15 protein-coding genes, 1 tRNA gene and 1 pseudogene are annotated in these 19,039 nt (G+C 63.6%); 7 read left to right on the forward strand and 10 right to left on the reverse strand.

Annotated features, from left to right (window positions below):
• The first annotated feature begins 85 nt into the window (after positions 1-85).
• Positions 86-934 carry a TauD/TfdA family dioxygenase gene (locus tag YH3_RS01950; RefSeq protein WP_042453359.1) on the forward strand — a complete coding sequence of 283 codons (849 nt, stop codon included), beginning with the start codon at positions 86-88 and terminating at the stop codon, positions 932-934.
• 7 nt (positions 935-941) lie between these two features.
• Here the strand turns inward: YH3_RS01950 and YH3_RS01955 are convergent, their stop codons facing one another.
• Together YH3_RS01955 and crgA are read right to left on the reverse strand one after the other, a co-directional pair.
• Positions 942-1,433 (reverse strand): PH domain-containing protein, encoded by a 492-nt coding sequence (locus YH3_RS01955; RefSeq protein WP_003942511.1) that lies wholly within the window; start codon positions 1,431-1,433, stop codon positions 942-944.
• A 107-nt stretch (positions 1,434-1,540) separates the two neighbouring features.
• Positions 1,541-1,804, reverse strand: a complete 264-nt coding sequence (crgA, locus tag YH3_RS01960) for a cell division protein CrgA (RefSeq protein ID WP_003942576.1) — start codon at positions 1,802-1,804, stop codon at positions 1,541-1,543.
• A 102-nt stretch (positions 1,805-1,906) separates the two neighbouring features.
• Here crgA and YH3_RS01965 point away from each other — a divergent pair, with 102 nt between their 5' ends.
• Both YH3_RS01965 and YH3_RS01970 read left to right on the forward strand, forming a co-directional pair.
• On the forward strand, positions 1,907-2,620 hold the full coding sequence (locus YH3_RS01965) for a DUF881 domain-containing protein (RefSeq protein ID WP_042453357.1): 714 nt from the start codon (positions 1,907-1,909) through the stop codon (positions 2,618-2,620).
• A gap of 22 nt (positions 2,621-2,642) precedes the next feature.
• Complete coding sequence (locus YH3_RS01970; RefSeq protein ID WP_003942537.1) at positions 2,643-3,308, forward strand: aminodeoxychorismate/anthranilate synthase component II; 666 nt, start codon at positions 2,643-2,645, stop codon at positions 3,306-3,308.
• A gap of 57 nt (positions 3,309-3,365) precedes the next feature.
• Here YH3_RS01970 and pknB read toward each other — a convergent pair whose 3' ends face one another.
• The 7 genes and pseudogenes from pknB to YH3_RS02005 all read right to left on the reverse strand — a co-directional run bounded on the left by pknB (position 3,366) and on the right by YH3_RS02005 (position 12,940).
• Complete coding sequence (gene pknB / locus YH3_RS01975; protein WP_042453355.1) at positions 3,366-5,291, reverse strand: Stk1 family PASTA domain-containing Ser/Thr kinase; 1,926 nt, start codon at positions 5,289-5,291, stop codon at positions 3,366-3,368.
• Positions 5,288-6,545: pseudogene (locus tag YH3_RS01980) on the reverse strand (serine/threonine-protein kinase). Before YH3_RS01980 ends, pknB begins: the two are co-directional and overlap by 4 nt.
• 3 nt (positions 6,546-6,548) lie before the next feature.
• Complete coding sequence (locus YH3_RS01985) at positions 6,549-8,015, reverse strand: penicillin-binding protein 2 (RefSeq protein ID WP_007735774.1); 1,467 nt, start codon at positions 8,013-8,015, stop codon at positions 6,549-6,551.
• Positions 8,012-9,463 (reverse strand): FtsW/RodA/SpoVE family cell cycle protein, encoded by a 1,452-nt coding sequence (locus YH3_RS01990; protein ID WP_007735775.1) that lies wholly within the window; start codon positions 9,461-9,463, stop codon positions 8,012-8,014. The genes YH3_RS01985 and YH3_RS01990 overlap by 4 nt, the downstream gene beginning before the upstream one ends.
• Entirely contained in the window at positions 9,463-10,881 is a 1,419-nt protein-coding gene (locus YH3_RS01995; protein ID WP_042453352.1) for a PP2C family serine/threonine-protein phosphatase, read from the reverse strand. Before YH3_RS01995 ends, YH3_RS01990 begins: the two co-directional genes overlap by 1 nt.
• Positions 10,878-11,342 (reverse strand): FHA domain-containing protein, encoded by a 465-nt coding sequence (locus YH3_RS02000; protein ID WP_003943418.1) that lies wholly within the window; start codon positions 11,340-11,342, stop codon positions 10,878-10,880. Before YH3_RS02000 ends, YH3_RS01995 begins: the two co-directional genes overlap by 4 nt.
• A 179-nt stretch (positions 11,343-11,521) precedes the next feature.
• Positions 11,522-12,940: a DUF3662 and FHA domain-containing protein gene (locus YH3_RS02005; protein ID WP_050656362.1), complete on the reverse strand. Its 1,419-nt coding sequence runs from the start codon at positions 12,938-12,940 to the stop codon at positions 11,522-11,524.
• Between the two features lie 254 nt (positions 12,941-13,194).
• Between YH3_RS02005 and YH3_RS02010 the strand changes: the two genes are divergently transcribed.
• A tRNA-Leu gene (locus YH3_RS02010) sits at positions 13,195-13,280 on the forward strand.
• A 52-nt stretch (positions 13,281-13,332) separates the two neighbouring features.
• On the opposite strand, the gene YH3_RS02015 is transcribed toward YH3_RS02010, so the two are convergent.
• Positions 13,333-13,674 carry a hypothetical protein gene (locus YH3_RS02015; protein ID WP_064443453.1) on the reverse strand — a complete coding sequence of 114 codons (342 nt, stop codon included), beginning with the start codon at positions 13,672-13,674 and terminating at the stop codon, positions 13,333-13,335.
• 578 nt (positions 13,675-14,252) lie between these two features.
• On the opposite strand from YH3_RS02015, the gene YH3_RS02020 reads away from it, so the two are divergent.
• The 3 genes from YH3_RS02020 to brxC are packed head-to-tail and all read left to right on the forward strand — an operon-like array spanning position 14,253 to position 19,026.
• Positions 14,253-14,885, forward strand: a complete 633-nt coding sequence (locus tag YH3_RS02020) for a DUF1819 family protein (protein WP_064442896.1) — start codon at positions 14,253-14,255, stop codon at positions 14,883-14,885.
• Entirely contained in the window at positions 14,882-15,505 is a 624-nt protein-coding gene (locus YH3_RS02025) for a DUF1788 domain-containing protein (RefSeq protein ID WP_064442897.1), read from the forward strand. Before YH3_RS02020 ends, YH3_RS02025 begins: the two co-directional genes overlap by 4 nt.
• Before the next feature lie 2 nt (positions 15,506-15,507).
• Positions 15,508-19,026 carry a BREX system P-loop protein BrxC gene (gene brxC, locus YH3_RS02030; protein WP_154100274.1) on the forward strand — a complete coding sequence of 1,173 codons (3,519 nt, stop codon included), beginning with the start codon at positions 15,508-15,510 and terminating at the stop codon, positions 19,024-19,026.
• Positions 19,027-19,039: the final 13 nt, after the last annotated feature.

Below are 19,039 nucleotides of genomic sequence, written 5' to 3' on the forward strand. Positions count from 1 at the left end.
TCGGTTTCCGGAGTTACGCCGTCGAAATGACGAGTTCCTACGCTCGAGTTGAACCGTTTGGCCAACTCGACGTATGGAGTCATGAATGTTCTCTTCCGATTTGACGCTGGCAAGTGTTGTTCCGCGGCGCGTGGACACGGTCGAGGCCGTCCGGGCGGCAATCGCTCTCGACGGGGCCGCGGTCTTCGGTGGCCTGCACACCGAGGAAGATGCCATTGCCTTCGCGTCGAATTTGCTCGGTGAGAAGTGCATTCGCGTCGGCCGTCAGTTCGAGGCGAGTGCCAAGAGTCAGGATGCCGAAGCAGCTGTCGTCGACACCCAACCGGTGGACGAACGCGGCAGGAAGCGCTCGTTCGGCATCTCCGGCGAGCGGATGACCGCCCACAACGACGGTTTTGCGTTCGGTGACTACGCGCCCGACTATCTGTTTCTGTGGTGCAAGCGTCCGGCGTATCCGAGTGGCGGCGACTCGTTTCTCATCGATGCGCTCAAACTGACGCGGTTGCTCGCCTTCGATCCCGCAACCGCTGAATTGGCCGAATTCTGTTGGAGCACAGACATCGACCATTCGGAACCGAACTTCCCGCAGAACACATTTGCGCCGATCGCCAGGACGGTGCCGAGTGGACGCAACCAGGTTCGCTATCACCCGTACCTCGCGCCGATCGCCGGTGAATCGGAAGTAGCGCAGTGGCCGCTGGTGAAGCAGTGGAGTGAGGCTGTGATTCACGTGCGCGACAGCGGTCCGATGTTCCGCGCCGAAGCCGGCGAGATGATCTGCATCGACAACTACCGGGTACTGCACGGCCGCGACGGATACACCGACCCCGGCCGTGAGCTGTACTCGATCTGGGGATGGTCGAGCGACGCAGTCGCGGTGCCGCAGCAGGCTCTCGACATCGTGCAGCCGGACCTCGCGGCACTGGCCATGTAACCCGCGCCTATTTCTCGGGCGGTACCAATCCGTGGACAGCGAGCACGTCGAGGACGTCCTCCGGCGACGTGCCGAGATCCCAGCGTCCGAAGATCAACAGCTTCTCCGTGTCGGTGGGACGGTCGACGATGTCGATCTCGAGCATCGGGACGCGTCGACCCAGACGCGGGTAGCGGACGAGACGCACGCGGTCGATCTGTTCGCGGGTGAACTCGTGGCGGGCGCGCAGTCGCTGCACCGCGATCGACTTGGTTCCCGCGTCTTCGATCACAGCCAGGCGGGGACGCTGACGCAGGGCGAGTCCGCCCATCACGAACAGCCCGATCACCGCGAGGGCGAGCAGGAAGCGTCCGGCAGGCTCCGTGGGCGCGATTATCGAGGCGATCGCGAGGGCAATTCCGCCGCCGAACATCGCGTAGACAACACCCATCGGAGTGGCCCACGAGATCACCTCCGTGACGTTGTCACGAGGCTGTGGATGAAATTCATCCTCGAGCATGTGGATAACTTCCTAGGTTGTCCACAGGAGTTATCCACAATGGGGATGAATGACACCCATGTAATTGAATGACGGTCACGATCCGGGTCGAATCAGATACTCGCTGGTCAGCGCCATCTCATGGTCATGACAAGGCCGACAACCATGAAACCGAAGCCGACGAGGAAGTTATAGTTTCCCAAGTCGTTCATCCACGTGATCGAATCCGCGGCCAAGTAGTACACAATCAGCCACGCCAGGCCGACAAGCATGAATCCGAGCATCACCGAGACGTACAACGTGCTCGACGGACCCATCTTCACCTTCACCGGAGTGCGGTTTGCCGGGTTGACTGTGTAGTCGTTCTTCTTACGGACCTTCGACTTGGGCATGACGTCCTCGCTCTACGGTGTGACCTGCATGTGTTACCTACACGCTAACGTAGCTGTGTCCAGTTGGTCACCGGCCGACCTGCACAATCCGGGAGGAGCCACGTGTCTTCGGGTGAATCTTCACGAACCGTCTGGCACATCGGTGTACTTGCCGTCTGCCTGGTAGCCGGTCTGATGGTCGCCACGGCGCAACGATCCGCCGAGGAGAACCAGCTCCAGGTCACCGAAAGCACCAGGCTCTCCGATCTGGTTCGCAGCGCCCAGGCCAATGCCGAAAAAGTCTCGGCCGACCGGGACGAACTTGCCGCCCAGCTCGATTCGCTGCAGCAAGACGCCGCTCGGTCCGACGGCGGAGTGGCCGCCGCGCTCGGTGACATCAAGAACATCTCCGCCGACGCGGGACTGACGGAGATGACCGGCCCGGGTGTTGTCGTCACGATGACGGACGCTCCGCGCAACGCCGACGGCAAGTATCCGGTCGACGCCACCCCGGACGACCTCGTCGTGCATCAGCAGGACGTTCAGAGCGTCCTGAACGCACTGTGGGCCGGCGGGGCCGAAGCGGTGGGCATGCAGGACCAACGGATCATCAGTACGTCGGCGCCGCGGTGCATCGGAAACACTCTTCTTCTTCACGGACGTACCTACAGCCCGCCCTACGTGATGAGCGCCATCGGTGACGTTGCGCGCCTCGAGGCGGCCCTCGCCGCCGAACCGGGCATTCGGATCTACAAGCAGTACGCGACCCGCTTCGGCCTCGGGTACACGCAGGCAACGCCGTCGCAGATCACGGTCCCCGCCTATACCGGCGGATAGCACGGGCGTTTACCCTGCTCTCATGAGGATTCTCGTCGTCGACAACTACGACAGCTTTGTGTTCAACCTGGTGCAGTACCTCGGCCAGCTCGGAACCGAAGCCGTGGTCTGGCGCAACGACGATCCACAACTGACGGCAGACCTCGAGGGTGCAGTAGCGCAGTTCGACGGCATTCTCCTGAGCCCGGGCCCCGGAACTCCGCAGCGCGCGGGAGCGACGATGGATCTGGTGAAGGTCTGCGCCGACACCAAGACCCCGCTGCTTGGCGTCTGCCTCGGACATCAGGCGATCGGTGCGGCTTTCGGCGGAACCGTCGACCGCGCGCCCGAACTGCTTCACGGCAAGACGAGTCTGGTTCACCACAAGGACGTCGGCGTCCTGGCCGGACTGCCCGATCCGTTCACCGCTACCCGCTACCACTCGCTGACGGTTCTCGAGGACACCATTCCCGAGGAACTCGAGGTGACCGCCCACACCGAGAGCGGCGTCGTGATGGCGATGCGCCACCGCGAACTGCCGATTCACGGCGTCCAGTTCCACCCCGAGTCCGTACTCACCCAGGGTGGACACCGGATGCTCGCGAACTGGCTCGCAGTCTGCGGTGAGGCGCCGCCGGAAGGGCTCGTCGCAGCCCTCGAGGCCGAGGTCGCGTCGGCGCTCGGCGGCGCATTGCCCGCAATTCTCTGACACCTGTCCACAAAAAAGTGCCTCCCGGAAATCTCCGGGAGGCACTTTTTCACTTTGCTAGCGGCCGGGGATTCCGAGCGCTCCGACGCTGACGGTGATGACTGCGTCCTTGGAGATCTCCGAGCCCGGAGGCTGCGTCTGCGAGACGATCTTGCCCACCATTTCCGGGGTGAGCGTCGTGCTCTGGTTCTGCACCAGCTGCGATGCAGTTCCCGCCCAGCCGGCTGCGCGAAGCGTGCTCAACGCCTCGGACACCGTCTTGTTGGTCAGATCAGGCATCGCGACCTGGTTGCCGTTGGACACTCGTAGCGTCACGGTCGAACCCTTGGTGGCCGAAGTACCGCCGGTCGGGTCGGTCGAAACAACCTGTCCCTTGGGCAGTCCCGAATCGATCTCCGTGATCTGGACGACGAACCCGGCACCTTCGATGTTGGGCCTCGCCACCTCTTCACGCTGACCGGTGACATCCGGGACACGAACCTGCTCCGGTCCGGTGCCGACGGTGATCGAGACCGCGGAATCGAGAACAACCGACACTCCGACGGCCGGGTCCTGATTGACGATCTTGTCGACCTCGGCGACGGTCGATGCCGCCTTGCCGATGGTCGGATCAAGTCGGAGTCCGACGGAGTTGAGCTTCTTCTCCGCGTCGTCCTGGCTCAGCCCGGTCAGGCGTGGGATCGCGACCTGCTCGGGTCCGGTGGACACGTCGATGGTGACGGTGCTGCCCTTCTCGATACGCACCCCGGCAACCGGACGCGTCGTGATGACGTTTCCGGCGGCGATCACCTTGTCCGTCTTCTGCTGACGCTCCACCTGGAATCCGGCGTTGGTCAGCGTCGCCTCGGCGACGTCGGCGGGCTGGTTGGTCAGGTCACCCGGAACGGTCACCATCTCGACCTTCGGCGAGTTCACCCGAATGAGGAAGAACGTCACCAGACCGATCACCAGAAGCGCCGCGATGCCCATCAGGGCGTAGCGTCCGCCCTTCTTCTTGGCAGGCGGCTCGGCGGCGCGAGTTGTCCTCGCAGGAACCGGCTCGACCGGATCGGGAGCGGTGCGGTAGTTCCCGGTGTCGGAGCCGACGGCGCCGAGGATGGTGGTGCGGTCCTCGTCGTTCATCACCATCGGCGCACTCGGACGCTGACCGCCCAGGACACGCACCAAGTCGCTGCGCATGTCGCCGGCGCTCTGGTAGCGGTTGGCCGGGTTCTTGCTCATTGCCTTGAGAATGATCGAATCCAGCTCGCGCGGAATGTCGGGATTGATCTCCGACGGCGTCTGCGGATCTTCACGAACATGCTGGTACGCCACGGCGACCGGTGAATCACCCTTGAAGGGCGGCTCGCCCGTCAGAATCTCGAACAGCACACAACCGAGCGAGTACACGTCCGAACGCGCGTCCACCTGCTCACCGCGCGCCTGCTCCGGCGAGAGGTACTGAGCGGTGCCGATCACGGCGGCCGTCTGCGTCATCGGGCTCGACGCGTCGGAAATGGCACGGGCGATACCGAAGTCCATCACCTTCACGGCGCCGGCACGGTTGATCATGATGTTGGCGGGCTTGACGTCGCGGTGCACGATGCCGTTGCGGTGGCTGAAGTCCAAAGCGGCACAGACGTCCGCGATCACTTCCATCGCCTTGCGCGGAGCCATCGGCCCGGTGCTGCGCACGATGTCACGCAACGTGTCGCCGTCGACGTACTCCATGACGATGTACGGCAGCGGCCCGGCATCGGTCTCGGCTTCACCGGTGTCGTAGACGGCCACGATCGCCGGATGGTTCAGCGCAGCAGCGTTCTGCGCCTCACGACGGAACCGCAAGTAGAACGTGGGATCGCGCGCGAGGTCTGCACGCAGCACCTTGATCGCGACGTCGCGGCTGAGTCGGAGGTCGCGCGCCAGGTGAACCTCGGACATTCCGCCGAAGCCGAGAATCTCACCCAGCTCGTAGCGGGAGGAGAGATTGCGGGGTGTCGTCATTGGTCTTGTCCTAGCGGTTCTTCAGCGTCTCCGGGATCCGCCAACGGCTCAGTGGTCGTTGTGGTCGTCGTTGTCGTCGTGGTGGTGGTTGTGGTCGTCGGAGTTGTTGTTGTCGTGGTCGGCGTTGTCGTTGTGGTTGTCGGCTCGGTCGTGGTTGTCGTCGGCCGAGTCGTCGTTGTTGTCGGCTCGGTGGTCGTCGTCGTGGGCCGAGTCGTCGTGGTGGTGGGCTTGGTCGTCGTGGTGGTCGGCAACGTCGTGGACGTGACGACGGGTGGCGTCGGGTCGCTCGGACCGTCGGTTGCGATCCAGACTCCGCCGATGATCAACGCCAACAAGATCAATCCGCCGCCGGCCCATGCCACGGCCTTCTGCCCACTGGTCATTCCGCCGGCTGCCGCGTCGTCCGCAACAGCTGCGCCCGTCACCGGGCCCGCGTACGTCGGCGGCATGACCTGACTCGCCGCCACTGGCGTAGCGGCCGGCCGGATCCTTGGTCAACGTGATGTCGATGAGCTCGCGGATGTTCGGCGGCAGGTCGGCCGGCATCGGCGCCGGGGTTTCCTGCACGTGCTTCATCGCGACGGTCAGCGCGCCGTCACCGGTGAACGGGCGTCGACCCGAAAGTGCTTCGTATCCGACGATTCCCAGCGAGTACACGTCACTCGCCGCGGTCGCGTCCTGACCGAGAGCCTGCTCGGGCGCGATGTACTGGGCGGTGCCCATCACCATTCCCGTGCGCGTGACAGGAGAGTTCTCGACGGCCTTGGCGATGCCGAAGTCCGTGATCTTCACCTGGCCAGTAGGCGTGATGAGGATGTTGCCCGGCTTCACGTCGCGGTGCACGACACCGGCATCGTGTGCGACCTGCAGGGCGCGGCCGGTCTGCTCGAGCATGTCGAGGGCATGCGGAACCGCCAGGCGGCCGACGCGTGCCAGGACGGCGTTGAGCGGTTCACCGTTGACGAGTTCCATCACCAGGTACGCCGTGGAATCACCCGAGCTGTCACGGGTCTCGCCGTAGTCGTAGATTCCGGCGATACCGGGATGGTTGAGCTGTGCGGTGGTGCGGGCCTCGAAGCGGAAGCGCTCCAAGAACTCCGGATCGGAAGAGAACTCGGACTTGAGTACCTTGACGGCGACGCGACGGTTGAGCCGGGAGTCGGTGGCTTCCCACACCTGACCCATCCCACCGGTGGCGATGAGACGGATCAATCGGTAACGATCGGCGATCAAAGCGCCGTTGTTCAACGCCACGGTTCAGCCCCCTTGGATTCCGGCTGCGATGACTGCACGACCGATCGGCGCAGCAACCGAGCCACCGGTAGCGGCGAGTCCGCGGTCACCACCGTTCTCGACGATGACGGCCACGGCGACCGTCGGATTCTGCGCCGGTGCAAAAGCGATGTACCAGGCGTGCGGCGGAGTTTCCCGCGGGTTCACGCCGTGCTCGGCGGTACCGGTCTTGGACGCGATCTGAACTCCGGGGATCTTGCCGTCGCCGCCGGTGAAGTTCTCCGAGCCGATCATCAGATCAGTCAGCGTTGCGGCCACTGCCGGCGAGATCGCCTGACCCATCGACACCGGTGACGGCGTACTGAGATCGGTCAGATCCGGTGCCTGCAACTGGGAGATCAGGTTGGGCTGCATCCGCACACCACCGTTGGCGACGGTCGCGGCGATCACTGCATTCTCGAGCGGGGTCACCGCGACGTCGCGCTGGCCGATGCTGGTCTGGCCGAGAGCCGCGTCGTCGGAGATGTCGCCGACCGTGCTGTCTGCAACCGGCAGCGGGATCGCGGGAGTGTTGGGTCCGATACCGAAGGCGCTGGCCTCGTCCTTGATGGCGTCGGCGCCGTCCTTGATGCCCAGTTCGACGAAAGCCGTGTTGCACGAGCGCGCAAACGCGTCACGCAACGACGCCGTCGGGTTGGGGCCGCAGGTGCTGCCGTTGTAGTTCTCGAGGGTCGTGCTGGTGCCGGGCAGCGTGATCTGCGGAGCCGCGGTCAGCTGGTCGTCCGGCGTCGCACCGTTGCCAAGAGCTGCAGCCGTGGTGAGCACCTTGAACGTCGAGCCGGGCGGGTAGGTCTGCGAGATCGCGCGGTTGACCAACGGATCGTTGGGATCGGCATTGAGCTCGTCCCACGCCTTGGTGGTTTCGGCGCCGTCGTGGCTGGCAAGCAGGTTCGGGTCGTAGCTCGGAGTGCTGACCATCGTCAGGATGCGTCCGGTGCTCGGCTCGATCGCGACGACGGAACCGGTGTAACCCTTGCTGGTCAGCTGGTCGTACGCCACCTGCTGCATGGCCGGATTGAGCGTCGTGACGACGTTGCCGCCGCGCGGATCGCGTCCGGACACCAGGTCGAAGAAGCGCTGACTGAACAACCGGTTGTCCGAGCCGTTCAGAATCGGATCCTCGGTGCGCTCGAGGCCGGCGCTGCCGTACTGCATCGAGTAGAAGCCCGTGACCGGTGCGTACGGGTACGGATTCGGATACTCGCGCAGGTACTTGTACCGGTCGTCGGTGGCGCGGGAGGCGGCAAGCACCTGACCGGAAGCCGAGATCTGACCTCGCTGGCGTGAGTACTCGTCGAGCAGCACCCGCGAGTTGCGCGGGTCGGCTCGCAGGTCGTCAGCCTTGATGACCTGTACGTACGTGGCGTTGGCGAGGAGCGCGACGACCATCACCATGACGGCCATCGCGACGCGGCGCAGTGGAGTGTTCATACGCGCGGCATCATCTCGGTATTGGCGTCAGCGATTGGGGGCGGACCTTTCTTCTTCGTCACTACCGGCGCACGAGCCGCGTCCGAGATCCGGACGAGGATGGCCAGCAGTAGGTAATTCGCGAGCAGCGACGAGCCGCCGTACGACATGAACGGTGTTGTCAGACCCGTCAGCGGGATCAGCTTGGTGACACCGCCGACGACAACGAAGATCTGGATCGCGATGGTGAACGACAGACCGGCGGCGAGCAGTTTGCCGAAGCTGTCGCGCACTGCCAGTGCCGTACGCAGGCCGCGCACGATGAGGAGCAGGAACAGCATCAGCACAGCGGCCAGGCCGATCAGGCCGAGCTCTTCGCCGATGGTCGCGATGATGAAGTCCGTCTTCGCGAACGGCACCTGGTTGGGGCGGCCGCTGCCCAGACCTGTTCCGGCGATACCACCGGTGGCCAGGCCGAACAGCGATTGCGAGATCTGATATCCGGTATTGGCGTAGTCGCCGAGCGGGTCCAGCCAGGTGTCGACGCGCACGCGCACGTGTCCGAACATCTTGTAGGCGAAGAAGAATCCGATGGCGAGCAGTCCGCCGCCGATCACCAGCCAGCCCACACGTTCGGTCGCGATGTAGAGCATCACCAGCACGGTGCTGAAGAGCAGCAACGACGTACCGAGGTCGGTTTCGAAGACGAGCACGCCCACCGAGACGATCCAGGCGAGCAGGATCGGGCCGAGGTCGCGGGCACGCGGAAAATCCATGCCCAGGAAGTGTTTACCGGCCGAGGTGAACAGGTCGCGCTTGGCGACGAGCACCGACGCGAAGAAGATGATGAGCAGGATCTTCGCGAACTCACCTGGCTGAATGCTGAATCCGGGCAGGCGAATCCAGATCTTCGCGCCGTTCACGCTCGAGAACTTCGCCGGCAGGATCGCGGGAATCGCCAGGAACACCAGGCCCGCCAGGCCGAGGGTGTAGCTGAACCGCGCCATCAGGCGGTAGTCCTTCAAGAACACGAGCAGCAGCACGAAACCGGTGATCGCCAGTGCAGTCCACATGACCTGCTGGTTCGCATCCGGTGACGGTGCCTCGACGCCGTTGTAGAGCGCAGTCTGTTCGTCGGCGAGGTCGAGTCGGTGGATGAGCACCAACCCCAGGCCGTTGAGCAGGGCGACGATCGGCAGTAGCAGCGGATCGGCGTACGGCGCATACCGTCGAATTGCCAAGTGCGCGATCAGGAACAAGCCCGTGTACGCGAGCGCGTACTTGGCCAGATCGAGAGTGATCTTCTGTTCCTGGCTCGCCTCGACGAGCAGAAGCGAGACCGTCGTGATGATGACGGCGAAGCCCAGGAGCAGCAGCTCCATGTTTCGACGGGTCGACTGGACCGGCGCCGGGGCAAAACCTCCGGGCGGACTCGGAAAAGCCGTCCCCGCAGCTGCGTTGGACGACATCAGTTGACCGTCCTGCAAGTCTGACCGGGAACTTCGGTCGGCGTCGGCGTAGTCGTGGGTGCTGCCGTCGTCGGCGCAGCAGGCTCCGGTGCGGGGGGCGGCGTGGTCTCCGGTGCCGGCGGGGGAGTGGGCGTGGCCGTCGTCGTCGGAACCGGCTCACAACGAGGAAGCAGATCGCCGCCGATGAGACGGATCATCTGGCTCTGCGCATCTTCACGCTTGCCGGACGGCAGCCCGGCGCGCACCTGCTCCTGCGCCGACGGCTGCAGATCCGTCACTTCGAGGATGTTGCAGTTGCTGGGAATCGCGTCGGGGGAAACGAGAGTGAGGACGTCGTCGTCGCCGACGCAACCCACCAGATCCGCGTCTTGCAGCGAGTAGCCGAGCACCGAACCGGGGATTCCGCGCAGCACAGTCACGCGGCCGTTGTCTTCGCCGACGTAGTAGTTGTTGCGGATGACGGCGCGGCCGATCACGGCGCCGACGCCGACCAGTGCGATAAGCACCACGGCGAGGACCACCCACCACAACCGGTTCCGCTTCTTCTTCGGTTCCGGTTCGGGTTGGGAGACAACTCGCTTGGGCGTCGCGCGCGGCGGCCGCATGGCAGCGGCGCGGCCGGCAGCGGTGTTGGGGGGAGGGGAGTCCTCTTCCTCTTCCGTCGACGCGGCGCCCGCAACGATGGGATGCGACTGGCCGTAGTCGAGGTCGATGACATCGGCGACGACGACGGTGACGTTGTCGGGACCGCCGCTGCGCAGCGCCAATTCGATGAGACGGTCGGCGCACTGCTCCTGCGAGCCCTCGCGCATCGTGTTCTCGATGGTCTCGTCGCTGACCACGTCGGAGAGGCCGTCGGAGCAGAGCAGGTAGCGATCGCCGGCGCGGGCTTCGCGCACGGTGAGCGTCGGCTCGATCTCGTTGCCGGTCAACGCACGCATGATCAGGGATCGCTGCGGGTGCGTGTGTGCCTGTTCGGCGGTGATCCTGCCCTCGTCGACCAACGACTGCACGAAAGTGTCGTCGCGGGTGATCTGCGTCAGGTGGTCGTCGCGCAGAAGGTAGGCGCGCGAGTCGCCGATGTGCACGAGGCCGAGCTTGCTGCCGGAGAAGAGGATCGCGGTGAGCGTGGTGCCCATGCCGTCGAGTTCGGGTTCTTCCTCGACGTGATCGGCGATGGAATCGTTGCCCTCGCGGGTGGCTGCCTCGAGCTTGCCGAGCAGATCCTCGCCGGGCTCGTCGTCGTCGAGATGCGCCAGGGCGGCAATCATCAACTGCGACGCGACCTCACCGGCCGCGTGGCCGCCCATACCGTCGGCCAAGGCCAGCAGACGGGCACCGGCGTACACGGAATCTTCGTTGTTGGAGCGCACGAGACCGCGGTCGCTGCGCGCCGCGTAGCGGAGAACAAGGGTCACGGGCGTAGCTCGATTACCGTCTTGCCGACGCGAACCGGGGTGCCCAGCGGGACGCGCACCGCAGTGGTGACCTTGGCGCGGTCCAGATAAGTGCCATTGGTCGAACCGAGATCCTCGACGTACCAGTCGGCGCCACGCTGCGAGAGCCGCGCATGGCGCGTCGACGCGTAATCGTCGGTGAGAACGAGCGTCGAATCGTCGGCGCGGCCGATCATGACGGGCTGAGAACCCAGGGTGATGCGGGTGCCGGCGAGGGCGCCCTGCGTGACCACCAGGTACCGAGGCACCTTCGCCTTGCCCAGCGAGGGCAGGACCTTTCCGGCGCGGGTGTACCGCGGCGGAACCCTGACCCCGGAGCCGGCATAGATGTCGGAGCGGAGAGTGCGGAGGACTGCCCAGACGAACAGCCACAGTAGGAGCAGGAAGCCCGCCCGTGTGAGTTGCAGAATCAGGCCCTGCACGGCTGTCCACCTCCTTCTATGGCTCCCGCCCCCCCCCCCCGGGGGGCGTCGACTGGCAGCATCATAGGGGGCTCTGGGCCCCGAAGATCACGATACTGACAGCCGCGTGACGGCGGCGCGCCGACGGACCGCCGAATGTTCGATTGTTATCGGAAAAATCCTGGCGTCCGTTTCTCAGCTCAGAGAATGCGAACCAGAATCTCCGAGTGACCTGCACGAATGATGTCGCCGTCTGCCAGCTGCCAGTCCTGGACCGGCGCTCCGTTGACGGTGGTGCCGTTCGTGGATCCCAAATCGGACAGCATCGCAGTGCGGCCGTCCCAACGGATGTCGATGTGGCGACGTGAGACGCCCGTGTCCGGGAGGCGGAACTGAGCTTCCTGGCCGCGGCCGATGACATTACTGCCGTCGCGAAGCTGGAAGTGGCGTCCGCTGCCGTCCTCGAGCTGCAGGGTTGCCGTCAGGCTCTGGGCCGTCGGTGCGTAACCGCCCTGCGGCTGGGCGTAGCCCTGCTGCGGGTAGGCCTGCGTCTGCTCGAAGTTGCCGCCCTGCTCGTAGCCACCCTGCTCGTACGGCTGCTGTGTGTACGCCTGCTGGTCGTAACCGCCCTGCTGGTAGCTCTGCTGGTCGTAACCCGGCTGATCGTAGGACTGGCCGTTGTACGGCTGCTGGTAACCCTGCTGGTCGTAGCCGCCTTGCTGGTAGCCCTGCTGGTCGTACCCACCCTGGTACGCCTGCTGGCCGTAGCCCTGCTGGTCGTACGGCTGCTGCTGGTAACCCTGCTGGTCGTAGCCGCCGCCCTGCTGGTCATAGCCCTGCTGGTCGTAACCGGCCTGCTCGTACGGCTGCTGCTGGTTCGGGTACGCCTGCTGGTCGTAGCCACCCTGCTGCTGGTTGTAGCCCTGCTGGTCGTCGCCCGTGCGGTAACCGTCGCCGCGGTCGTAACCGTTCTGGTACGGCGCTTCCTGGCCCTGCGGAGCGGCGTAACCGCCGTCGTCGTGGGAGTACCCGTTCCGTGCCGGCTGCTGCGGTTCGGGCTGGCGACCCGCCGGTTCGCGGCTTGGTTCGTAGCCTGAGTTCTGCGTCATGGGGCCGGCTCCTGGTTGTGACGGGACTGGATTGGAAACAGGGGGAACAATCGGTGCGGGTCGCTGAGGCGGCCGTTGTGGAGGCCGCGACGAAACCTGCGGAACATGCGACGGCGGGGATGCCTGCTCGGCGTCACCATCCGGGTCGACGGTTCCGCGGGTGCGGAACTGACCGGTGTGGAGCGTAGGCGAAGGCTCGAAGGTGACCGAGATGTCGCCGTACGTCTGCCAACCCTGATCGCGGATGAAATCCTGCAGGTGTCGGCTGAAAGCTTTGGTCGTCAGTTCGCGATCTGCTGCCAACTCTTCGTGGTCGGAGTTGTTGATGGTGATCACGTAGTTGTTGGGGGCGAGAAGGATTCCGCCGCCGAGGTGCTCGACGCGGTCACGTGCCTCCTGCTGGAGCGCCGCCTCTACTTCCTGCGGCACAACACCACCACCGAAGACCCGCGCGAATGCGTCACCGACAGCTCCTTGGAGCTTTCGTTCGAATCGCTGCACGATGCCCATCGGGCCCTCCTCTCGCCTCGCATCTACGACGGCAAAATGCTCGGCAAGTAGCGCCGGCACCGCCTTGTCGCGTGTCGTCCAAACTGCTGTACAGGTTCCACGGTACTGTCAAATGTCGCTTCGGCAGTACCTGGCCGCTGTTTCAGCATGGTATCGGTTCTGGGCTTTTGGGTGCTCGGTGTTCACCGATTCGTGCCCTGAGCTGCACGAATAGAACTTTCAAAGTTTGTCGTGATAATGTTTCGGCGTTGCTCGGGCGAGTGGCGGAATGGCAGACGCGCTGGCTTCAGGTGCCAGTGTCCTTCGGGACGTGGGGGTTCAAGTCCCCCTTCGCCCACCACAAGACGAGGCTACAAACTCTAGCGAGTTTGTAGCCTCGTTTTTGTTGTCGGCTATCTGGCCGCAGCCTGGATGAAGCTCAGGACGAAGTCCAATGCGGTGCCCGCAAACGGGTCGCCGACTGGTTGAGGGGGCGCGGCGGGCGCCGTGATCTGAGGGGTCATCATCCCTGGCGGCAGGGTGCCGGGTGGGAGATTGATGATGGCGTTGATGTCGTAGATGGTGTTGTCGGGACCGTTGGTCACCGAGAACGAGATACTGCCGAGGTCGACGATCGGGGTGTCGGCTGATGCAGTACCAACTGCGCTGCCGAAGGTGATCGCGGCAGCGAGCGCGCCGACGCCGAGGGCCGCGGTGGTCCGGGACAAACGATTAGGCGTTTCGAGTCCATTCACAGATGTGCTCCCTTTCGTGGTGACAGCATCCGTGCGCGGGATGCGAAGCAGCCAGGAGATTGCAACCACTACCGAGGAAGATAACGGACATTCCCGCCATGGCGGGGTGGTTCGGCACGAAGCCCTTCGTCGTTCTGGAGCTATCGGGATGGGGGTGCAGCCTGATCACCGTTGCAGGACTTCACAATGATGCGTTTTGTAGTCACCGCTTTGATATCCCCTTGGCGTACAACTAAGTCGGGTTCCTCGGCAGAAGACCGTGAGACGTCTGGGCGTCGAAGATGGAGTGGGGTCTGAAGAAAGACCCCGAGAGCAGCAAGAACGCCGCCGACCGCACCACCATCGGCTAGCATGCGAAAGTCCATAACGGCTTCATCGCGGCTGTGATCTACGGGGGCCTACCGCAGGTCGCCGATTGCACGTGACGTGGCCTCGTCCGAGGCAGGCCCAGGGGAGCATCGCGCCAGCGAAGTCCACGGCTGGACACGCAGAGGGAGATCTCAGCCTGCCCAAGATTGTCGCAGGCTCCCGATAGTCTTGGTGCTGTTCTGAAGACAGGAAGAGAGGCCTTGCACCACGTGACTGACGAAGCGCAATCACGCTATGCATTGTCGTTCACCAGTGGTGGCCTCCTCGCCCGCGAGGGTGTGTCCGTCGCAGCGATATACCTTGAGTCTCGCGACTGGCAGGCGACCCGGGTCCGAGTTGTCGACGGCAACCTGTTGCAGGCTCGCACTACCTCATCGCTCGGCAGGGTCTCCCGCGAGACCGTTCAGCGGCTCGCTGCGCTCGGCGATGATGAGATCGAACTGCTTGTCGAGGGCAGTCCCTCGGAGCAGCATCACCTGATGTGGGCCGCGGCTTGCCGCCGCTACGTGCTGATCGGCGACTTTGCCGAAGAGGTGCTGCGCGAGCGATTCCTCCTGATGCGGCCGACGCTCGACGTCGAGGACTTCGACCGGTTCATCACCGGTAAGAGCCTGTGGCACCCCGAGCTCGAATGCCTGAAGTCGTCGACGCGACAGAAGCTTCGGCAGACGTTGTTTCGGATGCTCCGCGAGGCAGGTCTGTACACCGACGCCGGCCACATCATCCCCGCCGTAATCTCTGGGCGCGTCACTGAGGTCCTGGACCGCCGCACGCCCAGCGACCTCCGATTCTTTCCGATGGTCACACCATTCACATCCTCAGGCGACCAGGTGGAGCGATGAAAACAACCCAGCGAAACCTCACTCACGAAGAGAAACACGTATATGACGTGTTGCGTAGCGATCGGTTCTTGAGGATGGAGGGACTCTCCAAGGAAGTTCCTTTCTTCATCTACCATTTTCCGCCTGCCTGGACCCTCGACGTCGACAGTATGCGCGACCGAGTCACCACGAAGCTCCAGACCGACGACGGCATCAGCGTGATCGAGATCAATCTGTACGACCTTGCCGTCGAACTCCTCATCGAACGGGGCGTCTGGGATCGCGTTATCCAAGCGGAGCCGACGATGGACAAGGCTGACTTCCGCGACATGCTTCAGGGCATGCTGGACCCGCACGATCACCTCGCCCCGGCGATCCGAGCTCGGCTCGACGCTGAGCCAGGAGCTGAACCGAACACACCCGTGGTCTTCCTCACAGGCATCGGTGAGGTGTTTCCGTTTATCCGTACACACACGGTGCTGGAGAACTTGCAGAGCGTGGTCGTGGGTCGCCCGATGTTGGCGTGGTTCCCGGGCACGTACGAGTTCACCCGGTCGACCGGGCACCAGCTCCGCGCATTGAACCTTGGCGCGAGCGACAGCTATTACCGGGCCAAGGATATCCTCGAGCAGGAGACATGAGTATGACCGTGATCAATGAGATCTTCGCCAAGCCGATCGACCGCTCGATCGAAGGCGTCATCAAGGCCGACGACACCTCCCAACTCGCCACTGAGGTGGAGGAGTATGTCCTCACCAACGAGGCAGCCAAGGGTGTCGAGCAGGTGCTGGAGGCGTACACGAACTACACGAACGCCAACGGCGTGTGGATTTCCGGTTTCTTCGGTTCCGGTAAGTCGCACCTGTTGAAGATGCTGGCCCACCTGCTCGGCGACATCGACGGCCACGACTACCCGCGCGCCGAGGCCTGCACCCAGTTTCGGACAAAGGCTGACGACGCGTTCCTGCCGGCGTTGATCGACAAGGCCGAACGAATCGAAGCGAAGAGCCTGCTATTCAACATCGACCAGAAGGCCACCCTGATCTCGAAGGACCAGAACGACGCCCTGCTGAAGGTGTTCGTGAAGATCTTCGACGAGTCCCGCGGCTACTACGGCAACCAGGGACACATCGCTCGCTTTGAGCGCGACCTCGACTTCCGTGACCAGTACGTGGCCTTCCAGGAATCCTTCGAACAGATTGCGGGAATCCCTTGGTCACAGGGACGCGAGCAAACGGCCCTTGAAGCAGGCAACATTGACAAGGCCTTTGCCAAGGTCAACGGCTCCGAGAGCCTCGGCATCATCCGCCAGTACAGCGCGAACTACTCGGTCTCGATCGAAGATTTCGCCGACGAGGTCGCCGCCTGGCTTGACCAACAGCCTGACGGCTACCGGTTGAACTTCTTCGTCGACGAGGTCGGCCAGTTCATCGGCACCCACACCCAACTCATGCTCAACCTCCAGACCATCGCCGAATCGCTTGCCACCAAGTGCCAGGGGCGGGCGTGGATCTTCGTGACCTCCCAGGAGGATATGGAGAAGGTAGGCGGCGACCGCACCAAACAGCAGGCCAACGACTTCTCCAAGATCCAGGCGCGCTTCAAGAACCGGCTCAAACTCACCAGCCAGGACGTCGAAGAGGTCATCCGTAAGCGTCTCCTGGCCAAGGTCGATGGTGCGAGCACCGAGATCGAGGCGATCTACGACGCGGAGCATGCGAACTTCAAGACCCTGTTCGACTTCGTCGAGGGCCGCCACTATCGGAACTACCGCGACGAGCGGCACTTCGTCGGCACGTACCCGTTCGTGGGCTACCAGTTCCCGCTTTTCCAGGCCGCGATCGAGTCGATCAGCGACCACAACATCTTCGAGGGCCGAAACAGCTCGGTCGGTGAACGCTCCATGCTCGGCGTCGTCCAGGAAGTCGCCACCGGCCTCGCCGACCAGCCGCTCGGCGCCCTCGCAACCTTCGACCAGATGTTTGAGGGTATCCGGGCCTCGCTGAAGTCCGCGAATCAGCGTGCGATCTTGGGCGCCGAGAACGCCCGCGACAGCGGCAAACTCAGCACACTCGCGGTGCGGCTGCTCAAAGCGCTGTTCCTGGTGAAGTACGTCGACAGCTTCAAAGCCACGCCCCGCAACCTCACTGTGCTGGTCTACGACCGCTTCGGCACCGATCTGATCCAGCTCGGTAAAGATGTCATCGAGGCGCTGAACACATTGCAGGCGCAGACCTACATTCAGCGCAATGGCGACCTGTACGACTACCTGACCAATGAAGAGCAGAAGATCGAGCAGGAGATCAAGGACGTCGACATCGACAGCTCCGAGGCCTCCGCGAAACTCAACAAGCTGCTCGCCGAGTCGGTGATCAAGACCACGAAGGCTGTCGGCAAGAACGGTCAGAACTTCTCGTTCGGCTACAAACTCGACGGCGTGCCCTACGGCAAGCAGTACGAGCTGTCGCTGCACTTCATCAGCCCCGAGACAGATTTCAGTCTGGATCAGATCAAGATGCAGAGCGCCGGGTTCGACGAGCTTCGCGTCGCGCTCCCGGCTGAAGCGAACCGAATCCTCGCCGACCTGCGCCTGCTCTTGAAGACGGAGAAGTACGTTAAGCGCGCTCAGGGGTCCAGCCGCACCGCGATCGAGACCAGGATCCTCAGCGAGAAAGGCTCCCAGAACGCCGAGCGGGAGAAGGAAATCGTCGAACGTCTCCGGACAGCCATCGGGGCGTCGACCCTGATCCACAACGCCGGGGTCCTCGATATGACCGCTACGGATGCGCAAACTCGTATCAACGACGGCTTCGGCAAGGTCATCGCCGCCACCTACACCAACCTCAGCATGCTCGGCGGCAAAACATTCAGCGAGCAGAGCCTGACCGGACTGGTGAACCCAGCCGATGGCATCTTCGAGGAGGCCGACAGCATCCTCGATGTCCCCGCAGGCGACCTGCTCGGACATCTGGAGATGCGCGGAAAGCGGCACGAGATGGTCACGATGAAACAGCTTATCGAGCGTTACACCACCAAGCCGTACGGCTGGGACCAGTGGTCCATCGCCGCCGTGGTGGCCCATCTCGCAGCGCAGACAAAGATCGAGATCCAGGTAGACGGCAAGACTCTCGCCCGGACGGAGATCGTCGGAAGTCTGCGCAACACCCAGCGCTACCCAAATCTGATCGTTGCTCCGCAGCGCGTCTACGACCAGAAGATCGTGAACCTGTTCCGCAAGTTCGTCATCGACTTCACCGACGACGGCGCCATCACAAAGGATGCCGCCGAACTCGGCCGCGTCGGCAAAGAACATCTCGAAGCCAAACTCGCCGAGCTCAAGGCACTGCGCTCAGGCGCCGCCGCCTACCCGTTTATCGACCAGCTCGACGAACCGATCGGGTTACTCGCGGAGCTGAGCAGCAATCCCGCGGCCTGGTTCGTTGAGCATTTCGCCGGTGCCGATGATCTGCTCGATGCCAAGGACAACGTGATTGATCCGATCAAGGCGTTCCTCAACGGCAATCAGCGCAGCGTCTACGACGACGCCCGCTCATTCAACCAAGCGAACAGCACCAACATCGCCTACCTACCCGCCGGAGTCGCCGACGGGATCGAGACCGCGCTCGAAGACGCCCAGATCTTCCGCGGCAATAAGACCGCACAGCTCGGCAGCGCGGTCACGGCTGTGAGGACGCAACTCGATGGCGTGGTTGCTGCTGAGCGGGACGCAGCGGCGGCCAAGATCGACGACTACTGGAAGCAGGTTCCGGTCAGCGCAGCGTATGCGGCCGCGACGGAGGCGGCTCGTCAGTCGGTGACCCGCCAGACTGAGCAGATGCTGGCGCGCGTCCAACAGGAGAGGCAGATCCCTACGATCCGTCACCTTGCTGCGCAGTTCGACGACACGATCTATCCCGCGATCCTCGACACGCTCGAAGCCGCGAAAGCTGCGCCGGCCCCCGGCTGGGAGGACTCCGACGATGAAACGCGGGTTCCGGTCAAGCCGACGTCCCTGGTGAAGCAGAGCATCTCGATCAAGAAACTCTCGCTGCCGGGAGCCGGTGAGGTGCTCGAAACGGAGGCGCAGGTTGACGCCTATCTGGATCAACTTCGCGCGACTTTGCTCGAGACGATCAACGACAACAAGCGCATCACTCTCTAGCCCCAGCCTCTTC

It is taken from the genome of Rhodococcus sp. YH3-3, from assembly GCF_001653035.1.
Classification (GTDB): Bacteria; Actinomycetota; Actinomycetes; order Mycobacteriales; family Mycobacteriaceae; genus Rhodococcus_F; species Rhodococcus_F qingshengii.